This window comes from Mycolicibacterium fluoranthenivorans (assembly GCF_011758805.1).
Lineage (GTDB): Bacteria > Actinomycetota > Actinomycetes > Mycobacteriales > Mycobacteriaceae > Mycobacterium > Mycobacterium fluoranthenivorans.
In genome coordinates this window covers 1,031,481-1,056,260 of record NZ_JAANOW010000001.1, presented here as the reverse complement: position 1 = coordinate 1,056,260, position 24,780 = coordinate 1,031,481, and the positions used below count along the sequence as shown (strand labels likewise).

Annotated in this window: 27 protein-coding genes; 14 read left to right on the top strand and 13 right to left on the bottom strand. The window is 67.7% G+C overall.

The window, feature by feature from the left end; genetic code table 11:
• Positions 1–15 precede the first annotated feature (15 nt).
• From FHU31_RS05190 to mnhG, 6 genes are all read left to right on the top strand, one after another.
• On the top strand, positions 16–2,895 hold the full coding sequence (locus FHU31_RS05190) for a Na+/H+ antiporter subunit A (RefSeq protein WP_167156473.1): 2,880 nt from the start codon (positions 16–18) through the stop codon (positions 2,893–2,895).
• Positions 2,892–3,359, top strand: a complete 468-nt coding sequence (locus FHU31_RS05185) for a Na(+)/H(+) antiporter subunit C (protein WP_090358921.1) — start codon at positions 2,892–2,894, stop codon at positions 3,357–3,359. Before FHU31_RS05190 ends, FHU31_RS05185 begins: the two co-directional genes overlap by 4 nt.
• On the top strand, positions 3,356–4,945 hold the full coding sequence (locus FHU31_RS05180) for a Na+/H+ antiporter subunit D (RefSeq protein ID WP_167156472.1): 1,590 nt from the start codon (positions 3,356–3,358) through the stop codon (positions 4,943–4,945). The genes FHU31_RS05185 and FHU31_RS05180 overlap by 4 nt, the downstream gene beginning before the upstream one ends.
• A 13-nt stretch (positions 4,946–4,958) precedes the next feature.
• The gene (locus FHU31_RS05175) at positions 4,959–5,480 is read left to right on the top strand and encodes a Na+/H+ antiporter subunit E (RefSeq protein ID WP_167156471.1); all 522 of its coding nucleotides are present in this window, start codon (positions 4,959–4,961) and stop codon (positions 5,478–5,480) included.
• A 66-nt stretch (positions 5,481–5,546) separates the two neighbouring features.
• The gene (locus FHU31_RS05170) at positions 5,547–5,843 is read left to right on the top strand and encodes a monovalent cation/H+ antiporter complex subunit F (protein WP_090358916.1); all 297 of its coding nucleotides are present in this window, start codon (positions 5,547–5,549) and stop codon (positions 5,841–5,843) included.
• A complete protein-coding gene (gene mnhG / locus FHU31_RS05165; protein ID WP_167156470.1) occupies positions 5,840–6,166 on the top strand; it encodes a monovalent cation/H(+) antiporter subunit G in 327 nt (108 codons plus the stop codon). Before FHU31_RS05170 ends, mnhG begins: the two co-directional genes overlap by 4 nt.
• Here mnhG and FHU31_RS05160 read toward each other — a convergent pair whose 3' ends face one another.
• The 6 genes from FHU31_RS05160 to FHU31_RS05135 are packed head-to-tail and all read right to left on the bottom strand — an operon-like array spanning position 6,167 to position 9,800.
• A complete protein-coding gene (locus FHU31_RS05160) occupies positions 6,167–6,784 on the bottom strand; it encodes an LON peptidase substrate-binding domain-containing protein (protein ID WP_167160650.1) in 618 nt (205 codons plus the stop codon).
• Between the two features lie 11 nt (positions 6,785–6,795).
• Positions 6,796–7,221, bottom strand: a complete 426-nt coding sequence (locus tag FHU31_RS05155) for a superantigen-like protein SSL4 (protein WP_167156469.1) — start codon at positions 7,219–7,221, stop codon at positions 6,796–6,798.
• Positions 7,218–8,348: a glutamate--cysteine ligase gene (locus FHU31_RS05150; RefSeq protein WP_090358908.1), complete on the bottom strand. Its 1,131-nt coding sequence runs from the start codon at positions 8,346–8,348 to the stop codon at positions 7,218–7,220. Before FHU31_RS05150 ends, FHU31_RS05155 begins: the two co-directional genes overlap by 4 nt.
• On the bottom strand, positions 8,329–8,997 hold the full coding sequence (sodC, locus tag FHU31_RS05145) for a superoxide dismutase[Cu-Zn] (RefSeq protein ID WP_167156468.1): 669 nt from the start codon (positions 8,995–8,997) through the stop codon (positions 8,329–8,331). Before sodC ends, FHU31_RS05150 begins: the two co-directional genes overlap by 20 nt.
• Positions 8,998–9,007: 10 nt before the next feature.
• Positions 9,008–9,472 carry a LytR C-terminal domain-containing protein gene (locus tag FHU31_RS05140; protein WP_167156467.1) on the bottom strand — a complete coding sequence of 155 codons (465 nt, stop codon included), beginning with the start codon at positions 9,470–9,472 and terminating at the stop codon, positions 9,008–9,010.
• A 19-nt stretch (positions 9,473–9,491) separates the two neighbouring features.
• On the bottom strand, positions 9,492–9,800 hold the full coding sequence (locus FHU31_RS05135) for a nucleoid-associated protein NapA (protein ID WP_090358903.1): 309 nt from the start codon (positions 9,798–9,800) through the stop codon (positions 9,492–9,494).
• A 128-nt stretch (positions 9,801–9,928) separates the two neighbouring features.
• Here FHU31_RS05135 and FHU31_RS05130 point away from each other — a divergent pair, with 128 nt between their 5' ends.
• Genes FHU31_RS05130 through FHU31_RS05100 form a run of 7 tightly spaced genes read left to right on the top strand, consistent with a single transcriptional unit; the run spans position 9,929 to position 18,265 of the window.
• Complete coding sequence (locus FHU31_RS05130) at positions 9,929–10,522, top strand: peptide deformylase (protein ID WP_167156466.1); 594 nt, start codon at positions 9,929–9,931, stop codon at positions 10,520–10,522.
• A gap of 10 nt (positions 10,523–10,532) precedes the next feature.
• Positions 10,533–11,450: an N-acetylglutamate synthase, CG3035 family gene (locus tag FHU31_RS05125; protein ID WP_167156465.1), complete on the top strand. Its 918-nt coding sequence runs from the start codon at positions 10,533–10,535 to the stop codon at positions 11,448–11,450.
• The gene (locus FHU31_RS05120) at positions 11,443–12,861 is read left to right on the top strand and encodes a DUF3375 domain-containing protein (RefSeq protein ID WP_167156463.1); all 1,419 of its coding nucleotides are present in this window, start codon (positions 11,443–11,445) and stop codon (positions 12,859–12,861) included. Before FHU31_RS05125 ends, FHU31_RS05120 begins: the two co-directional genes overlap by 8 nt.
• Complete coding sequence (locus tag FHU31_RS05115) at positions 12,858–13,526, top strand: DUF4194 domain-containing protein (RefSeq protein ID WP_090358894.1); 669 nt, start codon at positions 12,858–12,860, stop codon at positions 13,524–13,526. Before FHU31_RS05120 ends, FHU31_RS05115 begins: the two co-directional genes overlap by 4 nt.
• Positions 13,519–16,848 (top strand): ATP-binding protein, encoded by a 3,330-nt coding sequence (locus FHU31_RS05110; protein WP_167156461.1) that lies wholly within the window; start codon positions 13,519–13,521, stop codon positions 16,846–16,848. The genes FHU31_RS05115 and FHU31_RS05110 overlap by 8 nt, the downstream gene beginning before the upstream one ends.
• Complete coding sequence (locus FHU31_RS05105; RefSeq protein ID WP_167156459.1) at positions 16,839–17,606, top strand: exodeoxyribonuclease III; 768 nt, start codon at positions 16,839–16,841, stop codon at positions 17,604–17,606. The genes FHU31_RS05110 and FHU31_RS05105 overlap by 10 nt, the downstream gene beginning before the upstream one ends.
• Complete coding sequence (locus FHU31_RS05100) at positions 17,603–18,265, top strand: YoaK family protein (RefSeq protein WP_167156457.1); 663 nt, start codon at positions 17,603–17,605, stop codon at positions 18,263–18,265. Before FHU31_RS05105 ends, FHU31_RS05100 begins: the two co-directional genes overlap by 4 nt.
• Here the strand turns inward: FHU31_RS05100 and FHU31_RS05095 are convergent.
• From FHU31_RS05095 to FHU31_RS05065, 7 genes are read right to left on the bottom strand one after another with little or no spacing between them, the layout of a single operon-like run.
• Positions 18,234–18,878, bottom strand: coding sequence for a class I SAM-dependent methyltransferase (locus FHU31_RS05095; protein WP_167156455.1), 645 nt, complete (start codon positions 18,876–18,878; stop codon positions 18,234–18,236). The two genes, FHU31_RS05100 and FHU31_RS05095, sit on opposite strands and share 32 nt — an antisense overlap.
• On the bottom strand, positions 18,875–19,219 hold the full coding sequence (locus FHU31_RS05090; protein WP_167156453.1) for a hypothetical protein: 345 nt from the start codon (positions 19,217–19,219) through the stop codon (positions 18,875–18,877). Before FHU31_RS05090 ends, FHU31_RS05095 begins: the two co-directional genes overlap by 4 nt.
• A complete protein-coding gene (locus tag FHU31_RS05085) occupies positions 19,216–20,001 on the bottom strand; it encodes a MerR family transcriptional regulator (RefSeq protein WP_167156451.1) in 786 nt (261 codons plus the stop codon). Before FHU31_RS05085 ends, FHU31_RS05090 begins: the two co-directional genes overlap by 4 nt.
• A 9-nt stretch (positions 20,002–20,010) precedes the next feature.
• Entirely contained in the window at positions 20,011–21,495 is a 1,485-nt protein-coding gene (locus FHU31_RS05080) for a flavin-containing monooxygenase (protein ID WP_167156449.1), read from the bottom strand.
• A 13-nt stretch (positions 21,496–21,508) separates the two neighbouring features.
• Positions 21,509–22,429 (bottom strand): ferritin-like domain-containing protein, encoded by a 921-nt coding sequence (locus FHU31_RS05075; protein WP_167156447.1) that lies wholly within the window; start codon positions 22,427–22,429, stop codon positions 21,509–21,511.
• 14 nt (positions 22,430–22,443) lie between these two features.
• A complete protein-coding gene (locus FHU31_RS05070; protein ID WP_167156445.1) occupies positions 22,444–23,292 on the bottom strand; it encodes an SDR family NAD(P)-dependent oxidoreductase in 849 nt (282 codons plus the stop codon).
• The gene (locus FHU31_RS05065; RefSeq protein WP_308206732.1) at positions 23,292–24,248 is read right to left on the bottom strand and encodes an alpha/beta hydrolase; all 957 of its coding nucleotides are present in this window, start codon (positions 24,246–24,248) and stop codon (positions 23,292–23,294) included. Before FHU31_RS05065 ends, FHU31_RS05070 begins: the two co-directional genes overlap by 1 nt.
• Before the next feature lie 360 nt (positions 24,249–24,608).
• On the opposite strand from FHU31_RS05065, the gene FHU31_RS05060 reads away from it, so the two are divergent.
• On the top strand, positions 24,609–24,770 hold the full coding sequence (locus tag FHU31_RS05060; protein WP_167156442.1) for a hypothetical protein: 162 nt from the start codon (positions 24,609–24,611) through the stop codon (positions 24,768–24,770).
• The last annotated feature ends 10 nt before the right edge of the window (positions 24,771–24,780 follow it).

The window sequence follows — 24,780 nt, the reverse complement described above, 5'->3', positions numbered from 1 at the left end:
CCCGATCGGAGTGCCATGCTCACCGTACTGCTCGCCCACGCGGTCGCGACCGCGCTGGCGCCACTTCTGGTGGCCAGGTGGGGCCGAGCGGCGTTCTATCCACTGGCACTCGTCCCGCTCGGCTCGCTGATCTGGGTGGCGCAGAACTGGCCGAGTGACGACCGGGTGCCCACCCTGGACATCCCGTGGGTTCCCGAACTCTCGATGGACATCACGCTGCGTTTCGATTCGCTGGCCGCGATCATGAGCGTCCTCGTCCTGGGTATCGGCGCGCTCGTGCTGTTCTACTGCGCCGGGTACTTCCAGCATCACGACGGGCACACCGAGAAGCGGCTGCCCAGCTTCGCCGCCGAACTCGTCGCCTTCTCCGGCGCCATGTTCGGGCTGGTCGCCAGCGACAACATGCTGGTGCTCTACATCTTCTGGGAAACCACCACCGTGCTGTCCTTCCTGCTGGTCGGCCACTACGCGGAGCGCGCCACCAGCCGCCGCGCCGCCACCCAGGCCCTGCTGGTGACGACCCTGGGCGGTCTGGCGATGCTGGTGGGCATCATCGTGCTCGGCCAGCTGGCCGGTACCTATCTGCTCTCCGAGCTGATCGCGGCGCCGCCCACCGGGACCGCGGCCTCGATCGGCATCGTGCTGATCCTCATCGGCGCGCTGTCCAAATCGGCGATCGTGCCCCTGCACTTCTGGCTGCCCGGCGCCATGGCCGCGCCCACGCCCGTCAGCGCCTATCTGCACGCCGCGGCGATGGTCAAGGCGGGTGTCTATCTGGTGGCGCGGCTGACCCCGGGTTTCGCCGACAACCCGCTGTGGCGACCCATGGTGGTCGGCCTCGGCCTGCTGACCATGCTGATGGCCGGCTGGCGCGCGGTCCGCGAGTACGACCTCAAGCTGATTCTGGCCTTCGGCACCGTCAGCCAGCTGGGCCTCATCACCGTCATGGTCGGGGCGGGCGGGCCGGACATGATGCTGGCCGGACTGGCCATGTTGTGTGCGCACGCCATGTTCAAGGCCGCGCTGTTCATGGTGGTCGGCGTCATCGATCACGCCACCGGTACCCGCGACATCCGCAAGCTGGCAGGGCTCGGCCGGAAGTACCCACCGCTGTTCGTCATCGCCGTCGGTGCCACCGCGAGCATGGCCGCACTGCCGCCGTTCTTCGGTTTCGTCGCCAAGGAGGCGGACCTGGAGACCGTCATGCACAGCGCCTCGCTGGGCTCAGCCGCGCCGTTCGTGTTGGCCGGCATCGTGATCGGGTCGGTGTTCACCACCGTCTACAGCCTGCGGTTCCTGTGGGGCGCGTTCGCAGCCAAGGGTTCAGGAAAGGGTGCGGTCACCCCCAGCGTGCGGGTCGCCGAGATGCACCGGCCGTCACCGAGCTTCCTGGCCTCCCCCGCCATCCTGGCCGCGGCGGGCCTGGTGTTCGGCCTGTTCCCGGGCACGCTGGACGACAAACTCGACGACTACGCCGACACCATTCCCGGCGAGTCCGACTACTACCTGGCGCTGTGGCACGGTCTGGGCCTGCCGCTGCTGCTGTCGGCCCTGGTCCTGGCCGCCGGCGCCGCGCTGTTCTTCGGGCGCAACCGGCTGCCTCGCACCCGGGGCGCCTACCTGCCGCTCGGCAATGCCGACCGGATCTACGACGCGGTGATGCGCGGACTCGATATCGTGGCCGTCCGGTTGACCGGCCAGACCCAGCGCGGTTCCATCCCGGCCACCCAGGCCGTCATCCTGTGCACGCTGGTCGTGCTTCCCGTCGGCGCCCTGCTGTCCGGTGCCAGGGACCGGCCCGAACTGCGGTTGTGGGATTCCCCGCTGCAGGTGGTGGTGGGTCTGCTGATGCTGGCGGCGGCCGTCGGCGCGACCGTCATGCGCAATCGGCTGGCGGCCGTCCTGCTGGTCGGGGTGACCGGGTACGGCTGCGGCGTGATCTTCGCCTTCCACGGCGCACCCGACCTGGCGCTGACGCAGTTCCTGGTGGAAACGCTGGTGCTGGTGATCTTCGTGCTCGTGTTACGGACCCTGCCCGCCGAGGCGAACAGCTCCAACATCAAGCGCAACCGGCTACCGCGCGCCGCCCTGGCGTTGACCGTCGGCGCGTCCGTCACCGGGCTCGCGGTGTTCGCGATGGCGGCCCGGCGCACCACGCCGATCGCCACCCTGCTGCCCGACGCCGCCTACTACCGCGGGCACGGCGCCAACACCGTCAACGTCCTCCTTGTCGACATCCGGGCCTGGGACACCATGGGCGAGATCTCGGTGCTGCTGGTCGCCGCGACGGGCGTGGCATCGCTGGTGTTCCGGCACCGGCGTTTCGGGGCCGCGCCGCGGGTGCCCCAGGCCGGCGGGAGCGCGGCCGGCCAGCCCGATATCGGCCCGGTCACCGCCTACAGCCCCGCCGTCGGCGACATCACCTGGCTGCGCGGCAGCGATCTGCGCGATCCCAAGCACCGCTCGCTGGTCCTCGAGGTGGCCACCCGCCTCATCTTCCCGCTCATCATGGTGCTGTCGGCGTACTTCTTCTTCGCCGGGCACAACACGCCCGGCGGCGGTTTCGCCGGCGGATTGACCGCCGGGCTGGCGCTGGTGCTGCGCTATCTGGCCGGGGGCCGCTACGAACTCGGCGAGACCCTGCCCCTGGACGCCGGCAAGATTCTGGGCACCGGCCTCGCGCTCTCGGCGGGCACCGCGGTCACCTCCCTGTTCCTCGGCGCACCCGTGCTGTCCTCGGCGGTGATCCATCTCGACATCCCGGTGCTGGGCCCGGTCAAGCTGGTGACGGCACTGTTCTTCGACCTGGGCGTCTACCTGATCGTGGTGGGCCTTGTGCTCGATATCCTGCGCAGCCTGGGTGCCCGCGTCGACGTGGAGATGGCCCGGACATGAATCCTCTCGTCGTGCACGTCGCCCCCCTTGTCATGATCGGCGGACTCACCAGCGCCGGTGTCTATCTGCTGCTCGAACGCAACCTGACCCGAATGTTGTTGGGGCTGCTGCTGATCGGCAACGCGGTCAATCTGCTCATCCTCACCGTCGGCGGCGACGCGGGTAACCCGCCGATCCGCGGACGCACCAGCGACGGGCACACCACCACCGCAGATCCCTTGGCCCAGGGCATGATCCTGACCGCCATCGTCATCAGCATGGGCATCGCGGCGTTCGTCCTCGCGCTGGCCTATCGGTCGTATCAGTTGACCACCGCAGAAGATGTCGAGACCGACCCCGAAACCGCACGGGTCGCCGAGGGCACCGAGATGGATGCCGACGACATCCCCGATGTGGTGCCGTCCCGCGACACCGACGCGGCCGACGAGCTCGACGCCCTGCCGGGTGCGGAGGGGTCCCGATGACCCTCTCCCAGGTCCTCACCCCGTTGCCGGTCTTGATCCCCACGATCGCCGCGGCGGTGACGCTGTTCGCCGGCCGCACCCCGCGGCTACAGCAGTTGGTGGCCCTGGCGTCGCTGACCTCCGTGGTCGCGGTGTGCGCGACGCTGCTGTACCTCGTCGACCGCGACGGCACCACCGCCGTGCAGGTCGGCGGCTGGGGCCAGAGCCAACCGGGGATGGGTCCGCTGGGCATCACCCTGGTGGCCGACCGGTTGTCGACGCTGATGCTGGTGGTGTCGTCGATCGTGTTGCTGGCGGTCGTCTTCTACGCCATCGGGCAGGGTATCCGCGACGGCAACGACCGTCAGCCGGTGTCGATCTTCCTGCCCACCTACCTGATCCTGTCGGCCGGTGTGTGCACGGCATTCCTGGCCGGCGACCTGTTCAACCTGTTCGTCGGGTTCGAGGTGCTGCTGTCGGCGAGCTTCGTGCTGCTGACCATCGGGGGCAGCGCCGACCGGGTGCGGGCCGGCATCGCCTACGTGATGGTGTCGATGGTGTCGTCGCTGGTGTTCCTGATCGGCCTGGCCATGGTGTACGCCGCGGCCGGCACCCTGAACATGGCCGAGCTCGCGGTCCGCCTGGAGCATGTGCCGGCAGGTACCCGCACCGCGTTGTTCGCGGTGCTGCTGGTGGCCTTCGGGATCAAGGCCGCGGTGTTCCCGCTGTCGGCGTGGCTGCCCGAGTCCTATCCGACCGCGCCGGCCCCCGTGACTGCGGTGTTCGCCGGCCTGCTGACCAAAGTCGGTGTGTACGCGATCATCCGGGCGCATTCACTGCTCTTCCCCGGTGGCGCTCTGGACAATGTGCTGCTGGTGGCCGCGCTGCTGACCATGGTGGTCGGCATTCTCGGCGCGCTGGCCCAGAACGACATCAAACGACTGCTGTCCTTCACCCTGGTCAGCCATATCGGCTACATGGTGTTCGGGATCGCGCTGTCCAACCAACTCGGGATGTCCGGCGCCATCTACTACGTGGCGCACCACATCGTCGTGCAGACCACGCTGTTCCTGGTGGTTGGCCTGATCGAGCGCCAGGCCGGGGCGTCGACCCTGCAGCGACTGGGCGGCCTGGCCGCGGCGAGCCCGGTGCTGGCCTTCGTCTTCGTCATCCCGGCGCTCAATCTCGGCGGTATCCCACCCTTTTCCGGCTTCATCGGCAAGGTGGCGCTGTTGGAGGCCGGCGGAGCGGCGGGTTCCGTTCTGGCCTGGGTGCTGGTCGCCGGCAGCGTGGTCACCAGCCTGCTGACGCTGTACGCGGTGGCGCGGGTGTGGACCAAGGCGTTCTGGCGGGCGCGCGCCGATGCCCCCGAGGGCTACCTGGCCGCGGCGGTACCGGTCGCCCTGATCGACGATGCCGACGATATCGACTTCGCCGACCGTGACGATGTCGGCCGGATGCCGGTGGGGATGTTGATTCCGACCGGTGCGCTGATCGTCGTCGGCCTGGTGCTCACGGTCGCGGCCGGGCCGATCTTCGCCTACAGCGAGCGGGCGGCGGCGCAGGTGCTCGACCGCAGCCAGTACATCGCGGCGGTGCTGAAGTGAGGGCGGTGCTGACGTGAGAAGGTGGACTCTCCGCGGCTGGACGCTGCTCTGGCTGGCGTTGGTGTGGATCCTGTTGTGGGGCACGGTGTCCGTGGCCAACATCCTCAGCGGGCTGGCGATCGCCCTGCTGATCACCGTGCTGCTGCCCCTGCCCGCGGTGCCGGTCGAGGGGCGGCTGCGCCCGTGGTCGTTCGTGGTGTTGGCGGCCTACGTCAGCTGGTCGCTGGTGGTGTCCTCCACCCAGGTGGCGTGGCTCGCGGTCAAACCGGGCCCACTTCCGCCGACCGCGGTGCTGCGGGCGCATCTGAACATCAAGTCCGATCTCGTGCTCGCCCTGGCGGTCAACGTGATCAACCTGATCCCGGGGTCGATCGTGCTGGAGATCGACCAGACCCGCCGGCTGATCTATGTGCACGTGATCGACGTCGGCTCGCAGCGCGCCGTGGACCGGTTCTACCGCCAGACCTCCACAGTGGAACGGTTGATGGTGGCGGCGTTCGAGCGCGACGCCGATTGGCAGGGGGTGCGCGCATGATCGTCCAGCGAGAAGCGAAGCGGGATCGCGCATGATCGTCCAGCGAGAAGCGAAGCGGGATCGCGCATGATCTGGGTATGGGTGGTCGCCGCGGTGATGCTGACTGCCGCGGCGATGATCACGATGTTCCGGCTGCTGGCCGGCCCCAGCACCCTGGACCGGCTGGTGGCACTGGATACCTTTGTGGCCGTGTCGATGTGCGCGATCGGCACCTGGGCGGCCTTCAGCCTGGACACCACGGTCACCTACAGCCTGACCGCACTGGCGCTGATCAGTTTCGTCGGATCGGTGAGCGTGGCCCGGTTCCGGGTCCGAGACGACGTGCCGTCCGACGCCGCACACGATGCGGGGAACCGCTCATGATCCTCGACGTGCTCGCCGCCGTGCTGGTGCTGGGCGGCTCGGCGCTGGCGCTGACCGCCGCCATCGGCGTGGTGCGCTTCCCGGACACCTTGTCGCGCATGCACTCGGCATCCAAGCCACAGGTGCTAGGGCTGCTGCTGGTGCTGGCCGGCGCGGCGATCCGGTTGCGCGGCAATGCCGATGTCGGCATGGTGATCCTGGCCGGGCTGTTCACTCTGATCACCGCGCCCGTGGTGGCCAACCGGGTGGGTCAGCTGGCCTACCGGGAACAGAATGTGAAGGACCAGCTGGCCGCCGATGAGCTGGGCGAACTGTCGGACTGACTACTCCGACAGCTGGAACTCCACCATCGCCCGCAGCGTCTCGACCGCCTCCTGCAGCACCGACAGCCGCGCTGACGCCGACGGCGCGGCCAGCACTGCGTAGCGGTCGGCCTGGCCGATCGGGATGCGGGCGGCCAGCGCGTACAACCGCTCACCGGCCTGCTGCCCGGGCTCGGCGCTGCCGAGAAGTTCTTCCCGCGAAGGCAATTCCTCGTCGCGCGCCGACGCCACGAGCGAGAACACGCTCAGCACAGCGTCTTCCACGTCGGCGATATCGGAACCGGTGACCGGAGTGCCGGGCTCATCGGGCCACGCCCGCACCTCGGCGCGTGGATACGGGGCGTCGTCGAGCCACTGTGTCACCCGGAACCGGTCCCCCAGTTCGCAGCGCAGCCGGTACCGGCCACCGCCCTGCGAAGTGTGCTCGACAATCCGGGCCATCGCGCCGACGTCACTGCGCATGTCGCCGCCGCCCACCTCACGGCCCGCCGCGATCAAGACCACCCCGAATTCCCGGTCCCCGGCCAGGCAATCGGAGATCATTGCCGAATAGCGTGGTTCGAAGATCCGCAACGGCAGCTGCTCGCCGGGCAGCATCGCCACCTCGAGCGGGAACATCGGTGTCGGTGTCACCGAAAACCCTGGCCCGCCAACGCATCTTTGACGAGGGTGGTCTTCGGGGTGAACGCACACATGGCGCCGGCCAGCCCGAGCCACAGTTCCGGATTCATCTGGACCAGCTCATTGTCCTTGCCGATGGCATCGATGACTTGCCGCTGCTGGGTCTTGTCCATGGTCTGGTAGTCACCACAGGTGGTGGCGGCCAGCCCGGTCGGCGGCGGCCCTGACGGACCCGAACCCGGAAGGTTGGGCAGGCTCGGGATCGGCAGATTGGGAAAAGACGGGATCGGGATCTGAATCGTTCTGGGTGCGCGGGTCTGCGGGGTCTGGATCGCGGTCGCCGCGGGATCGGCCATCGGCGTGCCCACGATCTCCTTGCTACAGCCCGCCAACCCCAGCGCAACCACCAGCAGTCCCACCGCGAGAACCTTCACAACACCAACTCCCCGATGAGTCCGTCGACGACGGCCCGCAGATCACCGTCATGCTCCTCGGCCACCCGGCGCTGCCGCTGATACGACCCGCCCAGCCGGTAGATCGACTCGACCCGGGCCAGCTCCGGCGCGCATCCCAGCGAGGCCGCCACCGGTTCCAGCCGAGTCAGCAGGTCGTCGAGGTCGTCGGTGACCAGTCGCTCATTGCTGTCGGCGTCCAGGATGATCTCGGCATCCAGCCCGTACCGGGCCGCGCGCCATTTGTTCTCCTGCACGTGCCACGGCGGCATGGTGGGCAGCTGCTCGCCAGCGTCGAGGCGACGATCCAGGTCGACGATCAGGCTGTGGGTCAGCGCGACCAGCGCGCCCAGTTCGGCGAGATTGGAGACACCGTCGAAGATCCGCACCTCGATGGTGCCCAGGTGCGCCGATGGGCGGATGTCCCAACGGATCTCGTTCATGTGGTCGATGATGCCGGTCTTCTTCTGATCGGCGACGAACTCCTCGAATTCCGACCACTTCTGGAACTGGAACGGCAGCCCGGCGGTCGGCAGCTGCTGGAACATCATCGCCCGGTTGCTCGCGTACCCGGTGTCCTCACCGTCCCAGTACGGCGAGGACGCGGACAGCGCCAGCAGGTGCGGGTACTGATTCAACAGTGAGGTGATGATCGGCATCACCTTGTGCGCCGACGAGATGCCGACGTGCACGTGCACACCCCAGATCAGCATCTGCCGGCCCCACCACTGGGTGCGCTTGATCAGTTCGGCGTACCGCGGCCCCTCGGTCAGCTCCTGCATCTCCCACTGCGCGAACGGGTGGGTGCCGGCGCAGAACAGCTCCATGCCGCGGGTGCGCACAATGCGCTGCACGGTGACCAGCGTCTCGTGCAGGTCGTCCATGGCCTGCGGGACGGTGTCACAGATCCCGGTGACCACCTCGACGGTGTTACGCAGCAGTTCCTTGTGAACGTGCGGGGTTTCGCCGAGTTCGGCGATCACCGCGGCGGCCTCGTTGGCCAGATCGCGGGTCACCGGATCGATGAGAGCGAACTCCCATTCGACACCGAGGGTCGGCCGGGGAGACCCGGCGAAATCGATCCGGGTTCTATTGGGCGCCGATGACACCGCAAGCTACCCGCTTGCCGGCATCGCCGGTCGCCATGGTGGTCTCGTCCGGACCCGGGGTGCCGTTGATCTGCTGGTAGCGCTCGGCGGGGATGTTGGCGAAGTTGTCCGCCTTCTCGTGGATGATGATCGCCGTCTGGGTCCCGGCGAGCAGCTGCTCGGCGGTGAACGCGTCCGTCGTCGTCACCACCTTGCCGGAGCCGTCGCTGCGTACCTGCAGCGAGCTCAGGTCACCGCTGGCCGGGTGCGTGGTATGTCCGGGCACCTGCAGATGTGCGCCGGCGCTGGTGAAGTCGCCCTCGCACTTGCCCACCGAATGGATGTGCAGCCCGTGGAAGCCCGGCGTCAACTTGCCCGGGGCGGTGGTCTCGACGGTGACGGTGGCGACGCCGTCGGCGAACTCGAAGTCGGCGGTGGCCACGGCGGTGCCGTCGGCCAGCTTCAGGACCGCGTTCAGCTTCTCGCCGGCCGCGGCGGGCGCCTGCGGTGTTCCGTGTCCGGCTTCGGCCGACGGGGCGGGCGAACCGGTCCAGATGGCGGGCGTGGTTCCGGGCTGGGTGGCGACCGGCTCATAGGGCGAGCAGGCACTGGCGATCGGCGCGATGACCGCGGCCGCGGCGAGCAGACGAAGCGAGGCTGAGATCGGCATGTCCGAGAGCCTAGCCGGTGACCGCCACGATGACGCCCGGCGGTTGGTCTGCAAGTGCGGGCACCCGTGGTTCGACCGGCGCGGCGAGCAGTTTGCCCACCTCATCGGCGGCTTCCTTCTCACCGGGAGCCTCCCCGAAGTACACCGTCGTGGCGGTGACACCCTCCAGCGTGAGGTTCCCGGTCTCGGTGACGTTCCACTGCGCGTCGCGCAGTTTGGTCGCGGTGTTCTCGGCGGCGCCGGCCACCTCGGAGATGTTGAACACCCGCACATCGGCCTTGGCCGGCGCGGGTGTGGCCGACGTCTTGGTGACGGTGGAGCTGGTGGCCGCGGTCGCCGAGGTCGAGGCGCTGCTGTCGCTGTCGTCGTTCGGTCCCAGGTACTGGAATGCAATCAGCAGGAACACCACACCGAGGAACAACAGCACCATGACCATGGCGCGCAGGGGCAGCCCGGAAGAGTCTCGCTGATTCATCGGAGCCCAGACTAGCGGTCTAGGTGACCTCGAAGCCCAGCCGCCGCGCGGCCTTGGCTTTCTGCCGGCTGGCGCGCACCCGGCGCAGCCGCTTGACCAGCATCGGATCCGCGGCGAGTGCTTCCGGTCGCTCCACCAGTGCGTTGAGCACCTGGTAGTACCGCGACGGCGACAACCCGAACAGTTCCTTGATGGCTTCCTCTTTGGACCCCGCGTACTTCCACCACTGGCGTTCGAAGGCCAGGATGTCGTGTTCGCGCCGGCTCAGGCCGTCGGCGGGCTCGGAATCATCCCCGGATCGCTCAGTCCGCGCGATAGCGCCGTCCATATCGCTCCTTGGGCCCTTCCGACAGATCTGAGAATTACACGACTGTTGTTCGGCGCTCATTCAATCACGGCTGCGGTATTGCGGGCGTGATCGTTACCCGCGAGTCGGCTGACTTAAGCTTGCCAACCGTGGCTGTTGTACCTATTCGTATCGTGGGCGATCCCGTCCTGCACACCCCGACCACCCCGGTTCCCGTGGGAGCCGACGGTTCGCTTCCTGCTGATCTCGCGGATCTGATCGCCGACATGTACGACACGATGGACGCTGCCAACGGGGTTGGCCTGGCCGCCAACCAGATTGGCATGACCGCGCGGGTCTTCGTCTACGACTGCGCCGACGAGCGCGGCAAGACGGCACGCCGTCGCGGCGTGGTGGTGAACCCCGTGTTGGAGACCTCCGAGCTGCCCGAGACCATGCCCGACCCGGACAACGACGACGAAGGTTGCCTGTCGGTGCCGGGCGAGTCGTTCCCGCGGGGCCGGGCAGAGTGGGCCCGCGTCACCGGCCTGGACGCCGACGGCACCGCGATCACGCTGGAGGGCACCGGGCTGTTCGCGCGGATGCTCCAGCACGAGACAGGCCACCTCGACGGTTTCACCTATCTGGACGGGTTGATCGGCCGGCACGCCCGCGCGGCCAAGCGCATGGTCAAGTCCAACAAGTGGGGTGTGCCGGGGTTGAGCTGGACGCCCGGCGAGGATCCCGACCCGTTCGGCCACTAGTGCCCGCTCGATGACGAGCGTCGGTGACCGGGTGTCGCTGCGTTACCGGCTGCCCGACGGCCTGACCGATGTCGTCGGTGAGCTGGCAGCCCTGAGCCCGCTGATCTCGGTGCGGACCAAATCCGGCGAGATGGTGCACATCGCGCCCGCCGATGTGGTTTCGATGCGCGAACTCTCCCACGTCACCGTGCGCAATTCGGAGATCCGTGAGCTTGAGCACGCCGCGGCGCTGGCCTGGCCCGGCACCGAGCAACACTGGTGTGACGGCTGGTTGCTGCGAGCCGGCCCTGGGATCGGGGAGGGCCACACCAGCCGCGCCAATTCGGCGGTGCCCCTGTTGTTCGAGGCGAACCTGCACGCGCTGCCCACGATCGTGGACTGGTACGCCCGCCGCGGTCTGCCCGCGTGGCTGGCGCTGCCCGAGCGTCTGCTGCCCGTCAAGACGCCGGGCACCAAACCGACCCGCGTCCTGGTGCGCGATATCACTCCCGACATCACCCCCGAGGATGTCCCGGGCGACGGCACCTTGCGCCCCACCCCGGACGCCGAGTGGCTCCGCATCTACGAACGCGCCGTCCCCGTCGAGGTGCTGACCGCCGTCGGCACCGGGGAGGAGGCCGGCGAGGTGACGTTCGCCGCCGTCGAGGGCGCCGCCGTCGGCCGCGCCGCGGTGACGACGTCACCCGGGGGCACCCGTTGGGCCGGGCTGTCGGCGGTGCGGGTCGCCGAGGATTCCCGGCGCCGGGGTCACGCCCGCGCGGTATGTTCGGCACTGCTCGGCTGGGCGGCCACCCGCGGCGCCACCCGCGCCTACGTGCAGGTGCTCGCCGACAACTCCCCCGCCGCCACGCTGTACCACTCGATGGGTTTCCGCCTGCACCACACGCTGCGGTACCTGCGCGCAGAAAGCCTTCTACCCCATGCATGAGTTACTCCAACTCAACCGCGATGTGCAGTCCTCGCGTGCGGTCCGGCTGCTCGCCACCCAGAACCTGGGGATCTACGCGACGCTGATGGAGCGCCATCTGCTCGACGGGGTGGTGGCCGAGACCGATCTGGTGGTGAGCCTGGACCGCGACCTCGAAACCCTCGACGAGATCGAGCAGTCCGGCCTGGCCCTGATCAAGACGTGGGCCAGCCAGGGCTGGTTGCACCGCGTGCTCGACGTCCGATCCGGGAGTGAACGCAACGTCTGCTACCTGACCCAGGACGCCCGCCGGGCCCTGGATTTCGTGCGCGGGATGCGCCGCAACGACACCATCGCCACCGGCGGTTCGATCAACGGCATCGCGTCCCGGCTCAAACAGGTCGCGGTGCGCGTCGACAACGACCCGGCCCGCATCCGGGCCGGCATCGAGGCCGAGATCGCCGAGCTGCACCGTGAGCTCGACGAGCTGGACGCCGGCTTGCGCCCCGAGCCCGACGTCACCTCGATGTACGACGAGGCCCGCGCGATCGCCCTGCAGATGGAACGGCTGATCACCGATATCGGGTTGTACGGCACCATGATCGAACAGGCCACCCAGGCGCTCGACGATCCGATCGACACCAACACCGAGTACCGCGACCGGCAGCGCCAGATGTACGCCGACTATCAACAGGCGTGGGAGTCGGCGGGCCGCGATTCGCACCGGGCGTTCCTGCGGATGATCAACGACCCGGACCAGCGCACCGCGTTCGAGGGCGATATCGCCGCCGTCGCCGGGGCCCTGCCCGAGCTGGACCCGGCGCTGCGCAAGGTGATGGCCGGGTTCTTCGAACTGGTCGGCCACCAGATCGACGAGGTGGAACGCATCCAGCAGCGCTGCGCGCAGCGGGTCAAGCGGTTCACCGCGTTCGGCACGCTGGAGCAGAGCCGCGGGGTGGCCCGGCAGTTGAACGAGGCGATCGGGGCGGCCCGCGCGTTGTTGAAGGTGTCGCTGACGGATTCGCGGCTGGACCTCGATGTGCCGCTGGCCCGGCACACCATCAGTTCCATCGGCGCCCTGAGTTTCCGGATCAACGACTTGTCCGCCCCCAAGCCTGCGGCCGTCGCCGACGGCGATGTCGATCTGTCCACCTTCGCCGCGCTGACCACCCAGGTCGACGCACCGGCGATGTCGGCGATGATCAACACCGCACTGCGCGACGCACCGCTGTCGCTGCCGGACGCGGTGTCGATGTTGGACACCGCGTATCTCGGGCATGTCATCGTGCTGTGGTCGTGGGCGCTCAAGCAGCCGGGCCAGACCGACACCGAACCGGTACGCATCCGGTTCCATTCGCTCGACGGCCGCGACCGTGAGATGGAGGTTCCGCGGCTGATGTTCACCGAACCGATTGTTGGAGTGGCGTCATGACAGATACACCAGTTGATTTCGCCTCCTTGCCCGAGGTCGACCGCACCGGTCGCCCGACGCAGCCGCAGCAACGCCGGCCGCGGTTCGACGGGGACGTCAGTGCGCTGCCCGACCGGGCGTGCTGGGCGCTGCAGCACCTACTGACGCGCCGCTTCGTCAGCAACGAGTCCGATGCCGACATCTACAGCTGGATCAAGGAGTATCGCGCGGACCTGGCGGTGCGGTTGTCCGAACTCGACCTGCAACTGCAGATCGCCGAGGGTGTCGAGATCGCGTTCATCGAACAGGCCCGGTACGAATCGGCGCGGGGTGTCAAACTTCTGCGTCGCGAACCGCTGGGCACCTACGACTCCATCCTGGCGCTGCACCTGGCCCAGATGATGCGTGCCGGCGGCGACGCGAGCTTCGTCATCAGCCGTGACGAGATCCATGGTCTGTTCTCCGGGGTGCTCAACGACACCGACCGCGACGCCGTCACCTTCACCGCGCGCGTCGACGCCGCCGTCGCCCGGCTGGCCGGGCTGGAGATCCTGCGCAAGACGCGCGACGACGAGGACAGCTACACCGTGAGCCCGGTGATCAGCGCCATCATGACGGCCTCGGTGATCACCGAGTTGCAGCAGCAGTTCGAAGAGCTGCGCAAGGGAGGCAGCACCGATGAGTGAACAGTTCCATCTGTCCCGGCTCCAGGTCATCAACTGGGGCGTGTTCGACGGGTACCACAGCATCGGGTTCGGCCCCGGCGGGGCGCTCATCGCGGGCGCGTCCGGTAGCGGCAAATCCTCACTGCTGGATGCGATCTCGTTAGGCTTCCTGCCGTTCAACCGGCGCAACTTCAACGCCTCCGGCGATAACACCGCCGCCGGGTCCAGCGCGGGCCGGCGCACCGTGGACAAGTATGTGCGCGGGGCGTGGGGCCAGCGCAGCGATGCCGGCAGCAGCCAGGTGATGTACCTGCGCGGCGACGGCACCACCTGGTCGGCGATCGCCGTCACCTATGCCAGTAACACCGGGCGCACCATCACCGGCCTGGTGCTCAAATGGCTCACCGGTGAATCGCGGTCGGATTCCTCCAGCCGCTATGTGCTCGGCGACGGCGACCTGGATATCGAGGATATCTGTAACCGTTGGGCGGCGGGACGTTTCGACGCGAGTGTGTTCAAAAACCACTGGAGGTTCTCCACCAAGGTCGAGTCCCAGTATCTGGCCCAGCTCTATTCGTCCATCGGCATCCGCGCCTCCGACGCCGCCCAACAGCTGCTCGGCAAGGCGAAATCGCTGAAAAGCGTGGGCGGTCTGGAGCAGTTCGTCCGGGACTTCATGCTCGACGAACCGGACAGCCTGGCCCGGCTGCCCGAGGCACTCAAGCAGATCGACCCGCTGGTGGAGGCCCGCGAGCTGTTGGCGGTCGCGCAGCGCAAACGCAAGATCCTCGGCGATATCGAGGCCATCCAGGTGCGTTATGCGTCGGAGTCCAGCGATCTGGGCATCATCGATCTGGTGGACCTGCCGATGGTGCGGGCCTACACCGACCACGTGCGGCTGCGGGAGTGTCCGGCCCAGGTGGCCGCGCTGGACACCACCATCACCCAGCTGGACAACGAGTACGCCGACCTGACCCGTCAGCTCAATCTCGCGAAAGCCGAAGGTGATTCGCTCAACGCGCAGATCAGCGGCGCCAGCGCCAACGTCGGCCCGCTGCAGGCTCAGGTGGCCGCCGCCGAATCCCAGGCCGAGGAGGTGTCCCGCCGGCGCGCCGCCTTCGAGGAACTCGTCACCGCTCAGGGCATCGAGATCCCGGACAGCGCCGACGAGTTCTGGAATCTGCGGGAGGACCTGACCAGACAGGCCACCGAGATGCTCGGCAAGCTGGAGTGGGGCCGCGAAGCGTCGACCGACGCCGAGTACGCCCAGAAGTCGGCCCGCATCCTGCGCGACAACGCCGCCAAGGAACTCAAACGGGTCGAGCAGGTGGGCTCGGCACTCCCCGAGTTCGCCGTCACGATGCGCGATCACATCTGCACCGCGATCGGCGTCGACCCCGGCGAGCTACCTTATGTGGCAGAGCTTTTCGACTTGCGGCCCGACCAGCAGCGCTGGCGCGTCGCGGTGGAGAAGGTGCTGCGGGGTGTCGGTCTGCGGTTGCTGGTACCCGACCGCCACCACGCCAAGGTGCTGCGGTTCGTCAACGAGACCAATATGCGTGGCCGGCTGGCCCTGCATCATGTGCGCACCAGCGCAACCGGAACCCAGCCCGAGCCGAACACCTTGGCGGGCAAGCTGTTCCTGGTCAACCCGGACCACCCGTGCGCGGCCGAGGCGCTCGACGTCATCGCCGCCGCCGGTGACCACATCTGCGTCGACACCCCGGACGTGTTCGCCCGGTTCCGCCGCGCGGTCACCGACGCGGGTCTGTACAAGGACTCCGATCGGCTGTCGATCAAGGATGACCGGCGCCCGCTCAAACCGTCCGAGTTCATCTACCAGGGCGATATCAGCGCCAAGCTGGAGGCGTTGCACACCGAACTGGCCGAGGCGGAGGAGACCTTCACGCGGGCCCGCAAGGCCGCCGACGACATCGCCGCGCAGCGTCAGCAGTGGCGGGACCGGGCCGGCGCCTGCAAGGCCATCTACGAACAGTTCCCGCAGTGGAGCCAGATCGACATCGACACCGCGGACGTGCACGCCGACCGGCTGCGCGACCAGTACGAACTGCTGCTGGCCGACCACCCGGACATCGAGGCGTTGAGCGCCCGCGCCGAGGAGTGCTGGGCCGATATCCAGGCACTGATGACCAAACGCGGGGCGATCCAGACCCGTCGCGACGATCTGGACGGCCGCCGCACCCGGCTGATGGACCTGGCCGATCGGCTCTCCCCGGCGGCGGTGTCCGAGCCGGCAACCGATCTGTTGCGCCGGTACGCGGCCGAGGTGCCCGTCACCCTGGAATTGCTCAACCCCGAGCCGCATCGTGACGCGCTGTTCGCCGCGATCCGCCGGGAGCGCGATCAGCTGACCGAAAGCGGAAGGCGCTCGTATGAAGAACTGTCCCGCATCATCGCCACGTTCGACACGTCGTTCCCGGATGCCATCCCCAACGACTCCGATGACCTCGACGAGCGCGTGCACGACTACGTGGCGGTGTGCCGGCACATCGACGAACGCGAACTCCCGGACGCCTATGAGCGGATGATGCGACTGATCACCGAGCAGGCCCCGGATGCCATCCTGACCCTGCACCGGGTGGCCGAGCAGGAGACCCGGCGCATCAGCGAGCAGATCGACCGGGTCAACGGCGGACTGAGTGCGGTGGAGTTCAACCGCGGCACCCGGCTGACACTGCGGGCCACCCCGCGCAGCCTGGCCGCGGTCTCCGAGCTCACCGAGATCGTGAAGGCCATCTCCCGTCGCGTCACCGAGGTGAGCATGGGTGACAAGAAGGCCATCCTGGACCAGTACGCCGATATTCTGCGGCTGCGTAACCGCTTGGCCAGCACCGCACCCGAGGACCGCACCTGGACCCGCGACGCGCTGGATGTGCGTAACCGGTTCACCTTCGACTGCGCCGAATGGGATGTGCGCAGCGATGAGCTGATCCGCACCCACAGCAATGCCGGCGACAACTCCGGCGGCGAGCAGGAGAAGTTGATGGCGTTCTGCCTGGCCGGGGCGCTGAGCTTCAACCTGGCCAACCCCGAGAGTGGGGACAACACACCGGTTTTCGCCCAGCTGATGCTGGACGAGGCGTTCTCCAAGTCCGACCCGCAGTTCGCCTCGCAGGCCCTGGAGGCGTTCCGCAAGTTCGGTTTCCAGCTGGTCATCGTGGCCACCGTGCAGAACGCCACCACCATCCAGCCCTATATCGACGGTGTGGTCATGGTGTCCAAGACCGAGGCGACCGGGCGCAACGCCCGCCCCGTGGCCTCCGTCGCCACCAAGACCATCACCGATTTCACCGCCCTGCGTAAGGATCTCGCATGCGTGTAGCCACCTGGAACGTCAACTCCATCCGCACCCGTGTCGACCGTGTCACCGACTGGCTCGCGCGTGCCGATGTCGACGTGCTGGCCATGCAGGAGACCAAGTGCACCGACGCGCAGTTCCCGTCGATGCCCTTCGCGGCGTTGGGTTATGAGGTGGCCCATATCGGGCTGAACCAGTGGAACGGTGTGGCCATCGCCTCCCGGATCGGGCTCGACGATGTCGAGATCGGCTTCCCGGGCCAGCCGCTATGGGATGGCCTGGCCGAGGCGCGGGCCATCGGGGCGACCTGCGGCGGGGTGCGGTTGTGGAGTCTGTACATCCCCAACGGCCGCACGCTGGCCGACAAGCACTACACCTACAAGCTGGAATGGCTTGAGGCGCTGCGCGTTTCTTCTGCGGTGTGGCCGGGCCCGGTGGCGCTGATGGGCGACTGGAACATCGCACCCACCGACGAGGATGTCTGGGATCCGGCGTTCTTCGAAGGCGCCACCCATGTCTCCGAGCCGGAGCGGGCCGCGTTCCGCGCGTTCAACGACGCCGGGTTCGCCGACGTGGTGCGGCCGTACACCCCGGGCCCCGGCGTGTACACCTACTGGGACTACACGCAGCTGCGCTTCCCGAAGAAGCAGGGCATGCGGATCGACTTCATCCTGGGCTCGCCGGAGTTCGCCGCCCGCGTCACGCATGCCGAGATCGTCCGCGAGGAGCGCAAAGGCAAGCAGCCCAGCGATCACGCGCCCGTGCTGGTCGAACTGACATGACCGAGGGTCTGAGCGCCCCGCTCCCCAGGCTGCTGCTGCTCCTGACGGTCGTCACCGGCGTGGTGGACGCGTTCAGCTACCTGGCCCTCGGGCACGTCCTGGTGGCCAATATGACCGGCAACGTGGTGTTCAGCGGGTTCGCGCTGGCGGGGGCGCCGGGTTTCGTGTGGTGGGCCCTGCTGCTCGCCGTCGCCACCTTTCTGATCGGCGCCGCGTTCGGCGGGTCGCTGCGCAAGCGCCTGGGCGAGGACCGGCGAAAGCATCTGCTGACCTCGACGGTCATCGAATTGATCTGCGTTGCAGCCGCTCTGGCGGTGGTCATCGCCGCGCCGGTGCCTTACCGAAGCTGGATTCTGAGTACGCTCATCGTCTTACTGGGTATCGGCATGGGTCTGCAGAACGCGACGGCGCGGGCGCTGGCGGTGCCCGACCTGACCACCACGGTGCTCACCCTGACCCTCACCGGGATCGCCGCGGATGCCGCGTCGGGGCATGGCAGCAAGGCGGGCCGCAGGCTGGTCCCGGTTCTGGCCATGTTCCTCGGTGCGCTGGCCGGTGCCGCGCTGGTGGTGCACGGGTATCACGCCTGGGCGCTGGGGCTGGCCACGCTGCTGTTGGCCGCGGTGGCTACGTCTGCGGCGGCTTCACACCGACTGTGATGAGGTCCGAGATGGGCGTCCAGATGGGCCGGCGCACCCGGTGCTGATCGGCGATCGTGAAACCGGCGGCCTGGAACAGTGCCCGCATCTCCTGCTCGCTGGGATTGTGCGCGGGATTCCACAGGGCCGCCGAGAGCGCATGTAACGGCAGCGCCTGGCGTGGGCTGATGGTCGTCACCGCCACCAGGCCGCCCGGCGCCAGCACCCGGTGGAACTCCCGCAGCGCCGCCGGTTGATCGAAGAAGTGAAACGCCGACGTCGTCACCACGGCGTCCAGGAAACCGTCCTCGAAGGGCAGTTCCTCGGCGGGCGCCGACATCCAACGCACCCGGTCGGACCGTTTGCGGGCCTGGGCGAGCATCCCGTCGGACATGTCGATCCCGTACACCTCGTCGGGCTGTAGTTCGCGCTGGATGCGGTCGGCGAGAATGCCGGTTCCGCAGGCGATATCGGCGATCTGGCGGGACCCGCGCTGCCGCAGCTGGGCGATCACCTCATCCTGGGCGGGCTGGTACACCCAGCGCTGCAGGCACTGCTGGTTGTACACCGGGGCGGCGAAACTCCAGAACCGGGTGACGGCGTCGTTGAAGCCTCTGCGCGGGGTGGTCGTCATGACTGATTGCGCTTTCCGCCGGGAATCCGGTCCACCACCCAGCCCAACCGGGCCACGGTGCTCTCCAACGGGTCCACCACTTCGGCCAGCCGCTGGATCCGGGGCAGCGTCGCGGCAATCGCATGGGCCCCCTCGGCGATCTTCTCCGCCGACGAGTCGATCCCGGCCGCCGCTTCGGTCAACGTCGTGATCTCCTTGGCGATCATCCCCGCGTGCCGGTTGATACCCGCCGCGCTCTCACTCAGCGCGGCGATGTTCTCGGCGATTAATTGTGCCGACCGCCGCAGCTCGGCGATGTCCTCGAGGACCTTGATTCTTCTGAGGATTCCCGGCCTTCTCATGACTTCCGCTCTCCCTGCTGGTAGCGCCGCAACTCGGCACGCACGGCCGCGTCCAGCGCGCGGTCCAGGCTGGCGTGCGCCGAACGCCGTGCCACCCGGCGCATGACATCGATGAGATCCGCGGCCCAGGCGAGTTCCGCGTCGTTTCCGGGATACCAGCCGGTGCCACGTTGGCGGACCACCTCGCTGTGCCCGGCGCCGGACAGTGTCTGCGCCGCCTCGTCGAGCTTCTTGTCCACCGCCGCGGTCGTCTTCAGGATCGCCGACAACGGCATCCCGCGGGAGATCAGCTTCCCGAAGTCGTCGATGACCCGGCGGTCCCGCACCAGGTAGGTATCGGCATCCGCTGCGGGGTCGGCGGACTCCGCGGCCGAACCTGTCGGTCCGCTCACCTCGATGATCCCGTTGGCGGTCAGCCGCCGCAGGGTCGCCGCGTTGAGCGGGCCGAGCTGGGCTTCCAGTTGTTCGCGCGTCATCGTCTCGGGCACGGGGTGTGACCACGGCTCGGTCACCAGCTCGCCCAGGTCCGCCAGATCGAGCACCTCGACCAGCCCCTCCCCGCGCTGCAGCCCGGTGAGGAATTTCAGGATGTGCTTGACCGTGAACCCCTCGCTGAGCAACCGGATGATCGCCTGCAACTGGCTGAGATGCTTGTCGGTGTAGATGGCGACCCGGCCCCGACGTTGGGGGCGGGGCAGCAGGCCGCTCTCCTGGTAGACGCGCACGTTCCGGGTGGTCGTCCCCGCAACGCGTGCGAGGTCGTCGATCCGGTACTCGGTCACCAGCGAATTCTATGCGGTCAGCACGGGGGCACTGCTGGTATCCGCCACGGTAATCCGGTAGTCGGCCAGGTCCACCGTCTTCAGCTGGTTGACGTACTGGGTGGCGAACCCGGGGAACATGGTCGCGTTGAAGCCGTCCTCGGTCAGGTACCAGCTCTGGCAGCCCGAGTTCCAGGTGGTGGAAGCCAGCCTGCGCTGGATGTCCTCGTTGTAGCGGGCCTGCACCTCCGGCCGGACGTCGAGCGCCTTCCAGCCGAACTGCAGCAGCTTGGCGATCGCCCCGGTGATGTAGTCGATCTGCGCTTCCATGTACACCAGGGCCGAGCTGTGGCCGGGCCCGGAGTTCGGCCCGAAGGTGAAGTACAGGTTGGGGTAGCCGGATACCGCCACGCTGCGGTAGGCGTAGGCGCCCCGGTTCCATTCCGAGGCCAGGTCGCGCCCGTCGATACCGGTGACCGGAAACGGCGTGCCGGCTTTGGACACGTCGAAACCGGTCGCGAAGACGATGGCGTCGAACTGGTGCTCGATACCCTCCACGGTGCGAATTCCCTTCGGGGACAACCGCGCGATCGGCCACGTCACCAGCTTGCAGTTCTCCGCCTGCAGCGCGGGGTAGTACTCGCTGGTCATCAGCAGCCGCTTACAGCCTGCCGAGAAGTCCGGCGTCAACTGCCGGCGTAACCACGAATCTCTCACCTGAATACGGAGATTCGCGAGACTGACGGCCTCCACCAGGCGGGTGAACGGGGTGTCCCACACCACGCCGAGCGCCACCGACTCGTGGCCCCAGAACCATGCGGCGCGCATGAGCTTCTCGGCCAGCGGTGCCTTCTGGTAGATATTCTTGATCCAGTCCGCGGTGGGAGTGTTGACGCGCGGCAGCACCCAGCCGGCCGTGCGCTGAAAGACCTTCACCGACTCGGCGACCTTCACCAGTTCCGGGACGATCTGCACCCCGCTGGCGCCGGTGCCGACGACGGCGACCTTCTTGCCCGCGAAATCGAAATCGTGATCCCAACGGGCGCTGTGGATCTTCTTACCCTCATAGGAGTCGATGCCCGGGATGTCAGGCAGGCTCACGTTCGCCAGCGGGCCGGAGGCGACGATCACGGCACGGGCGCGCACCGGTTTACGGCCCCTGAACCTCACCGTCCACTCCCCCGCGTCCTGGTCGTAGACCACACCGGTGACGTTGTGCCCGAAGCGGATCTGCGACTCCAGGCCGGCCGTGGCGACCATGCCGTCGATGTACTGCAGGATCTCGGCGCTGCCGGAGTAGGTGTGTGACCAGTCCGGGTTGGGCGCGAAACTGTAGGAGTACAGCCGCGACGGGATATCACAGGCCGCACCGGGATAGGTGTTGTCGCGCCAGGTACCGCCGACCCGGCTGTCACGTTCGTAGATCACGAAATCGGTGATGCCCTGGTCTTTGAGCCGGATGGCCGCACCGATACCGGCGAAGCCGGCGCCGATGATGGCTACAGAGATGGTCACGGTCTTGGTTCCTTTACGCCACGGGCTCGTAGGTCAGTTCCTGCGACCAGGTCGGGGTGTTGCGCACCATCGAGATCGGGATGGCGCCGGTGACCTTCACCAGCGAGTCAGCCAGCCAGTGATACTTGGAGCTACGGTCGATGACCTTCTTGCTGTGCCACGAGATGAACCGGTACATCGGTACCCGGTGCACGAATTCGCTTCGCTCACCGACACTCCGGAAGCGACGCATGGCCTGGTACAGCCGTTCCTCGTTGACGCCCATGGCCACGATGTTGTCGCGCATCTTGTTCAGCAGCGGGAAGTAGCTCAGCGTGCCGATCACCAGCGCGGGATTCATCCAGCTGCCGACGAATTCGACCGCCAACTTGCGCATTCCGGCGTGGCCCAGGATGTCCATGACCTCGAAGTCCACCGCCAGGTGCCGGGATTCGTCGGAGTTGATCCGCTTGAACACCTCTTGTGCCACCGGATCTTTCACCTCGTCGGTGATGAACTTGATCAACGCACCGTCGAGTGCGACCTCCAGCATCGGGATGACGGTGCCCAGGATCGACAGGGACATACCGTCGGAGAACTTGTCCAGCCAGGTGATCACCAGTTGCACGTTGACGCTCGGCGGCGGGATCTCGTCGTTCTCCAGCATGCCCCAGCGCCGCATCAGCGCAAGCTCGGCGTTGGCGTGCTTCTGCTCCTCGGCGTGGAAGTGCTCGTAGATGCTCTTCAGCGTCGGGGTCGGGGCCTTCTTGGCCAGGGCCGCGAAGCCCCGGGCGCCGACGTTCTCGATCCACATCAGATCGGTCATGAACGGCTTGAGCTTGGCCCACAGCTCGGGTTCGATCAGTTCGGCTCCCGGTGCGTCCCAGTCGATATCGACCAGTGCCCACTGCTTGTCCTTGATCTTCTGCAGCATGTCGTCGAGATTCATCGCCATGATTGCCGGTCCTTTCAGTTGTCGGGGAGGAGGCGGCCGAGCAGCCCGGCGCCGCGTACGTAGAGGGCTGGGAAGTGCCGCTTGAGATGCCAGATGACGGTCGCGTCCAACTGCGGGACGACGTACAGCCGGCCACCGTCGTGCGCATCGAGGGTGCGCGCGGCGACATTGTCGGCGGACAGGCCGGTCCAGCGCGCCAGCTGCTGGCTCAGGTTCATCGATGCCGGAGTGATGCGGCCGTCGGTGAAGACGTTGGTTTTCACGAACGTCGGACACAGCACGGTGACGGCGATACCTGTGCCGTTCAGTTCCGCGGCCAGGGTCTCCGACAGGGACATCACCCCGGCCTTGGACACGTTGTAGGCGGCCATCGACGGGGCCGCGGCGAAACCGGCCGCGGAGGCCACGTTGATGATGCCGCCCCGGCCCGCCTCACGCAGGATGGGGGTGAACACCTCGCATCCGTAAACCACGCCCCACAGGTTGATGCCCAGTGCCCAGTCCCAGTCGTCGAACCCGATGTCCCCGACCGGTTTTCCGCCGATACCGACGCCGGCGTTGTTGATCACCAGCGTGGGTGCACCGGCGAAGATCTCCTGCGCCTGCTTGGCCAGCAGTTCGATCGCGCCGCGATCGGACACATCGCACTGCACGGCGTGGCCCCTGCCGGTCGGCAGCTGGTCGATCAGCCCGACCGTGTCGGCCGCGCGGGCGGCGTCAATATCCGCGCAGATGACCTCGCCACCCCGCCGGGCGAGCTCGAGGGCGAACGACCTTCCGATACCGCTGCCCGCACCGGTCACCACGGCCTTCGCGTCAGCGGTGCGGGCGGGCCCACCGAAAAGTCCGAACAGAGTGAACATCAGCCGATCTCCTGCAGTTCGTCGGAGAACCGGTCGGCGATGAAGTTCGCCGCCCGGCGCAGCGCGACCGTCGCCTCGGGAGCCAGCTTGGGCAGTGCCTGAAAGACATGCACCATGCCGGGCCAGATCTCCAGAGTGCTGACGCCACCGGCTTCCCGCAGTTGGGCGTCGAGGTATCTGGCATCGGCGGCGAGCATCTCGCACCCGCCGACCTGGATCAGCATGGGTGGCAGTGCCCGCGCCGCGCTGAAATCGAGCTTGAGCCGCGGATGATCCGGATCCTGTCCCCGCGTGTAGAGGCTCACCATCCTGCGCGCCGCACCCGCCGACATGGCGGGATCGCGGCGAACCGTCTCCTGCCGTTCGGCGAGCCCGAGGGTGAGGTCGATCAGTGGTGAGAACAGCACTACACCGGCAGGCTGGAAGGCCGCGTCGCCGGCGTGGGCGAGCAGCATGTCGCAGGTCAGGTGGCCGCCCGCGGAATCCGCCCCGATCACGATGTCGGACGCCGCGTAGCCCTGCGCCAGCAGTCGGCGATAGCCGGCTTCGACGTCCTGGGCCGCGGCCGGGAACCGGTGCTCGGGTGCGAGCCGGTAGTCCACCACGAACATGGGCAGACCGGTGGCCTCCGACAGCCGGGCGACCAGTTTGCGGTGGGTTTTGGCCGAGCAGATGACGTAGGCGCTGCCGTGCACGTAATAGCCTGCCCGCCTGCCGAATTCGACGCCCGGGCCCAGCACCCACTCACCCCCCTCGTCCGGGATGATCGTGGCGCCGGCAGGCATGGACCCGCCCATCGCCATGATGGCGGCGATCAGGGTGCGCCCGAACCCGACGCCCGCCCGGTTCATCGGGATGACGCTGGTCAGCGATCCCAGCGTTGCACGGGTGGCCGCTGCGGACAGCAGTGCGCGCGGCGCGGCGCGGGTGGGTACCTCGGTATCCGTCACGGCCACTACGTCACCACCAACTGTGTCATTTGTCAATGGCACAGTTTCTGACGGCGAATTGGCGATCGGATCACCGCATCGCGGGCACCACGCCGACCTTTCGGCAGACCACTGGCGAGACCCGCGCGCGGAAGCCGACGGCGTTGCCATCACCGGCTCGCGCGGTCGGGTTTCGGAGAAACCCGCGAGCAAACCCGCAAGCCCGCGTCGCCGATCGCAGCGCACGCCGCGGCGTTATCACGCTGTGCACGTGCCGTTACCGATCGAATACCCAGGCAGCAGTGATCAGGTGATTCTCAGCAAATACAGCGACATCTGCTCAGCCGGATTCACATCAAACGTTGCTATGCTCACGTGGGGGTGGCCATGAGACGATCTGCATACACGTGCGGGTGCCAGCATCCCGACGAATGCGACTGCGCATCGTTGGTCGACGACCGGCCCAGTTTCTTGATCGTGTGGATCGTCGGCGCCGTGCTGGTGGGTGTGGCCCTGATGGTGTTGTTGGCCTGGCTCCTGCTCGTCTGAGAAAGCCGCG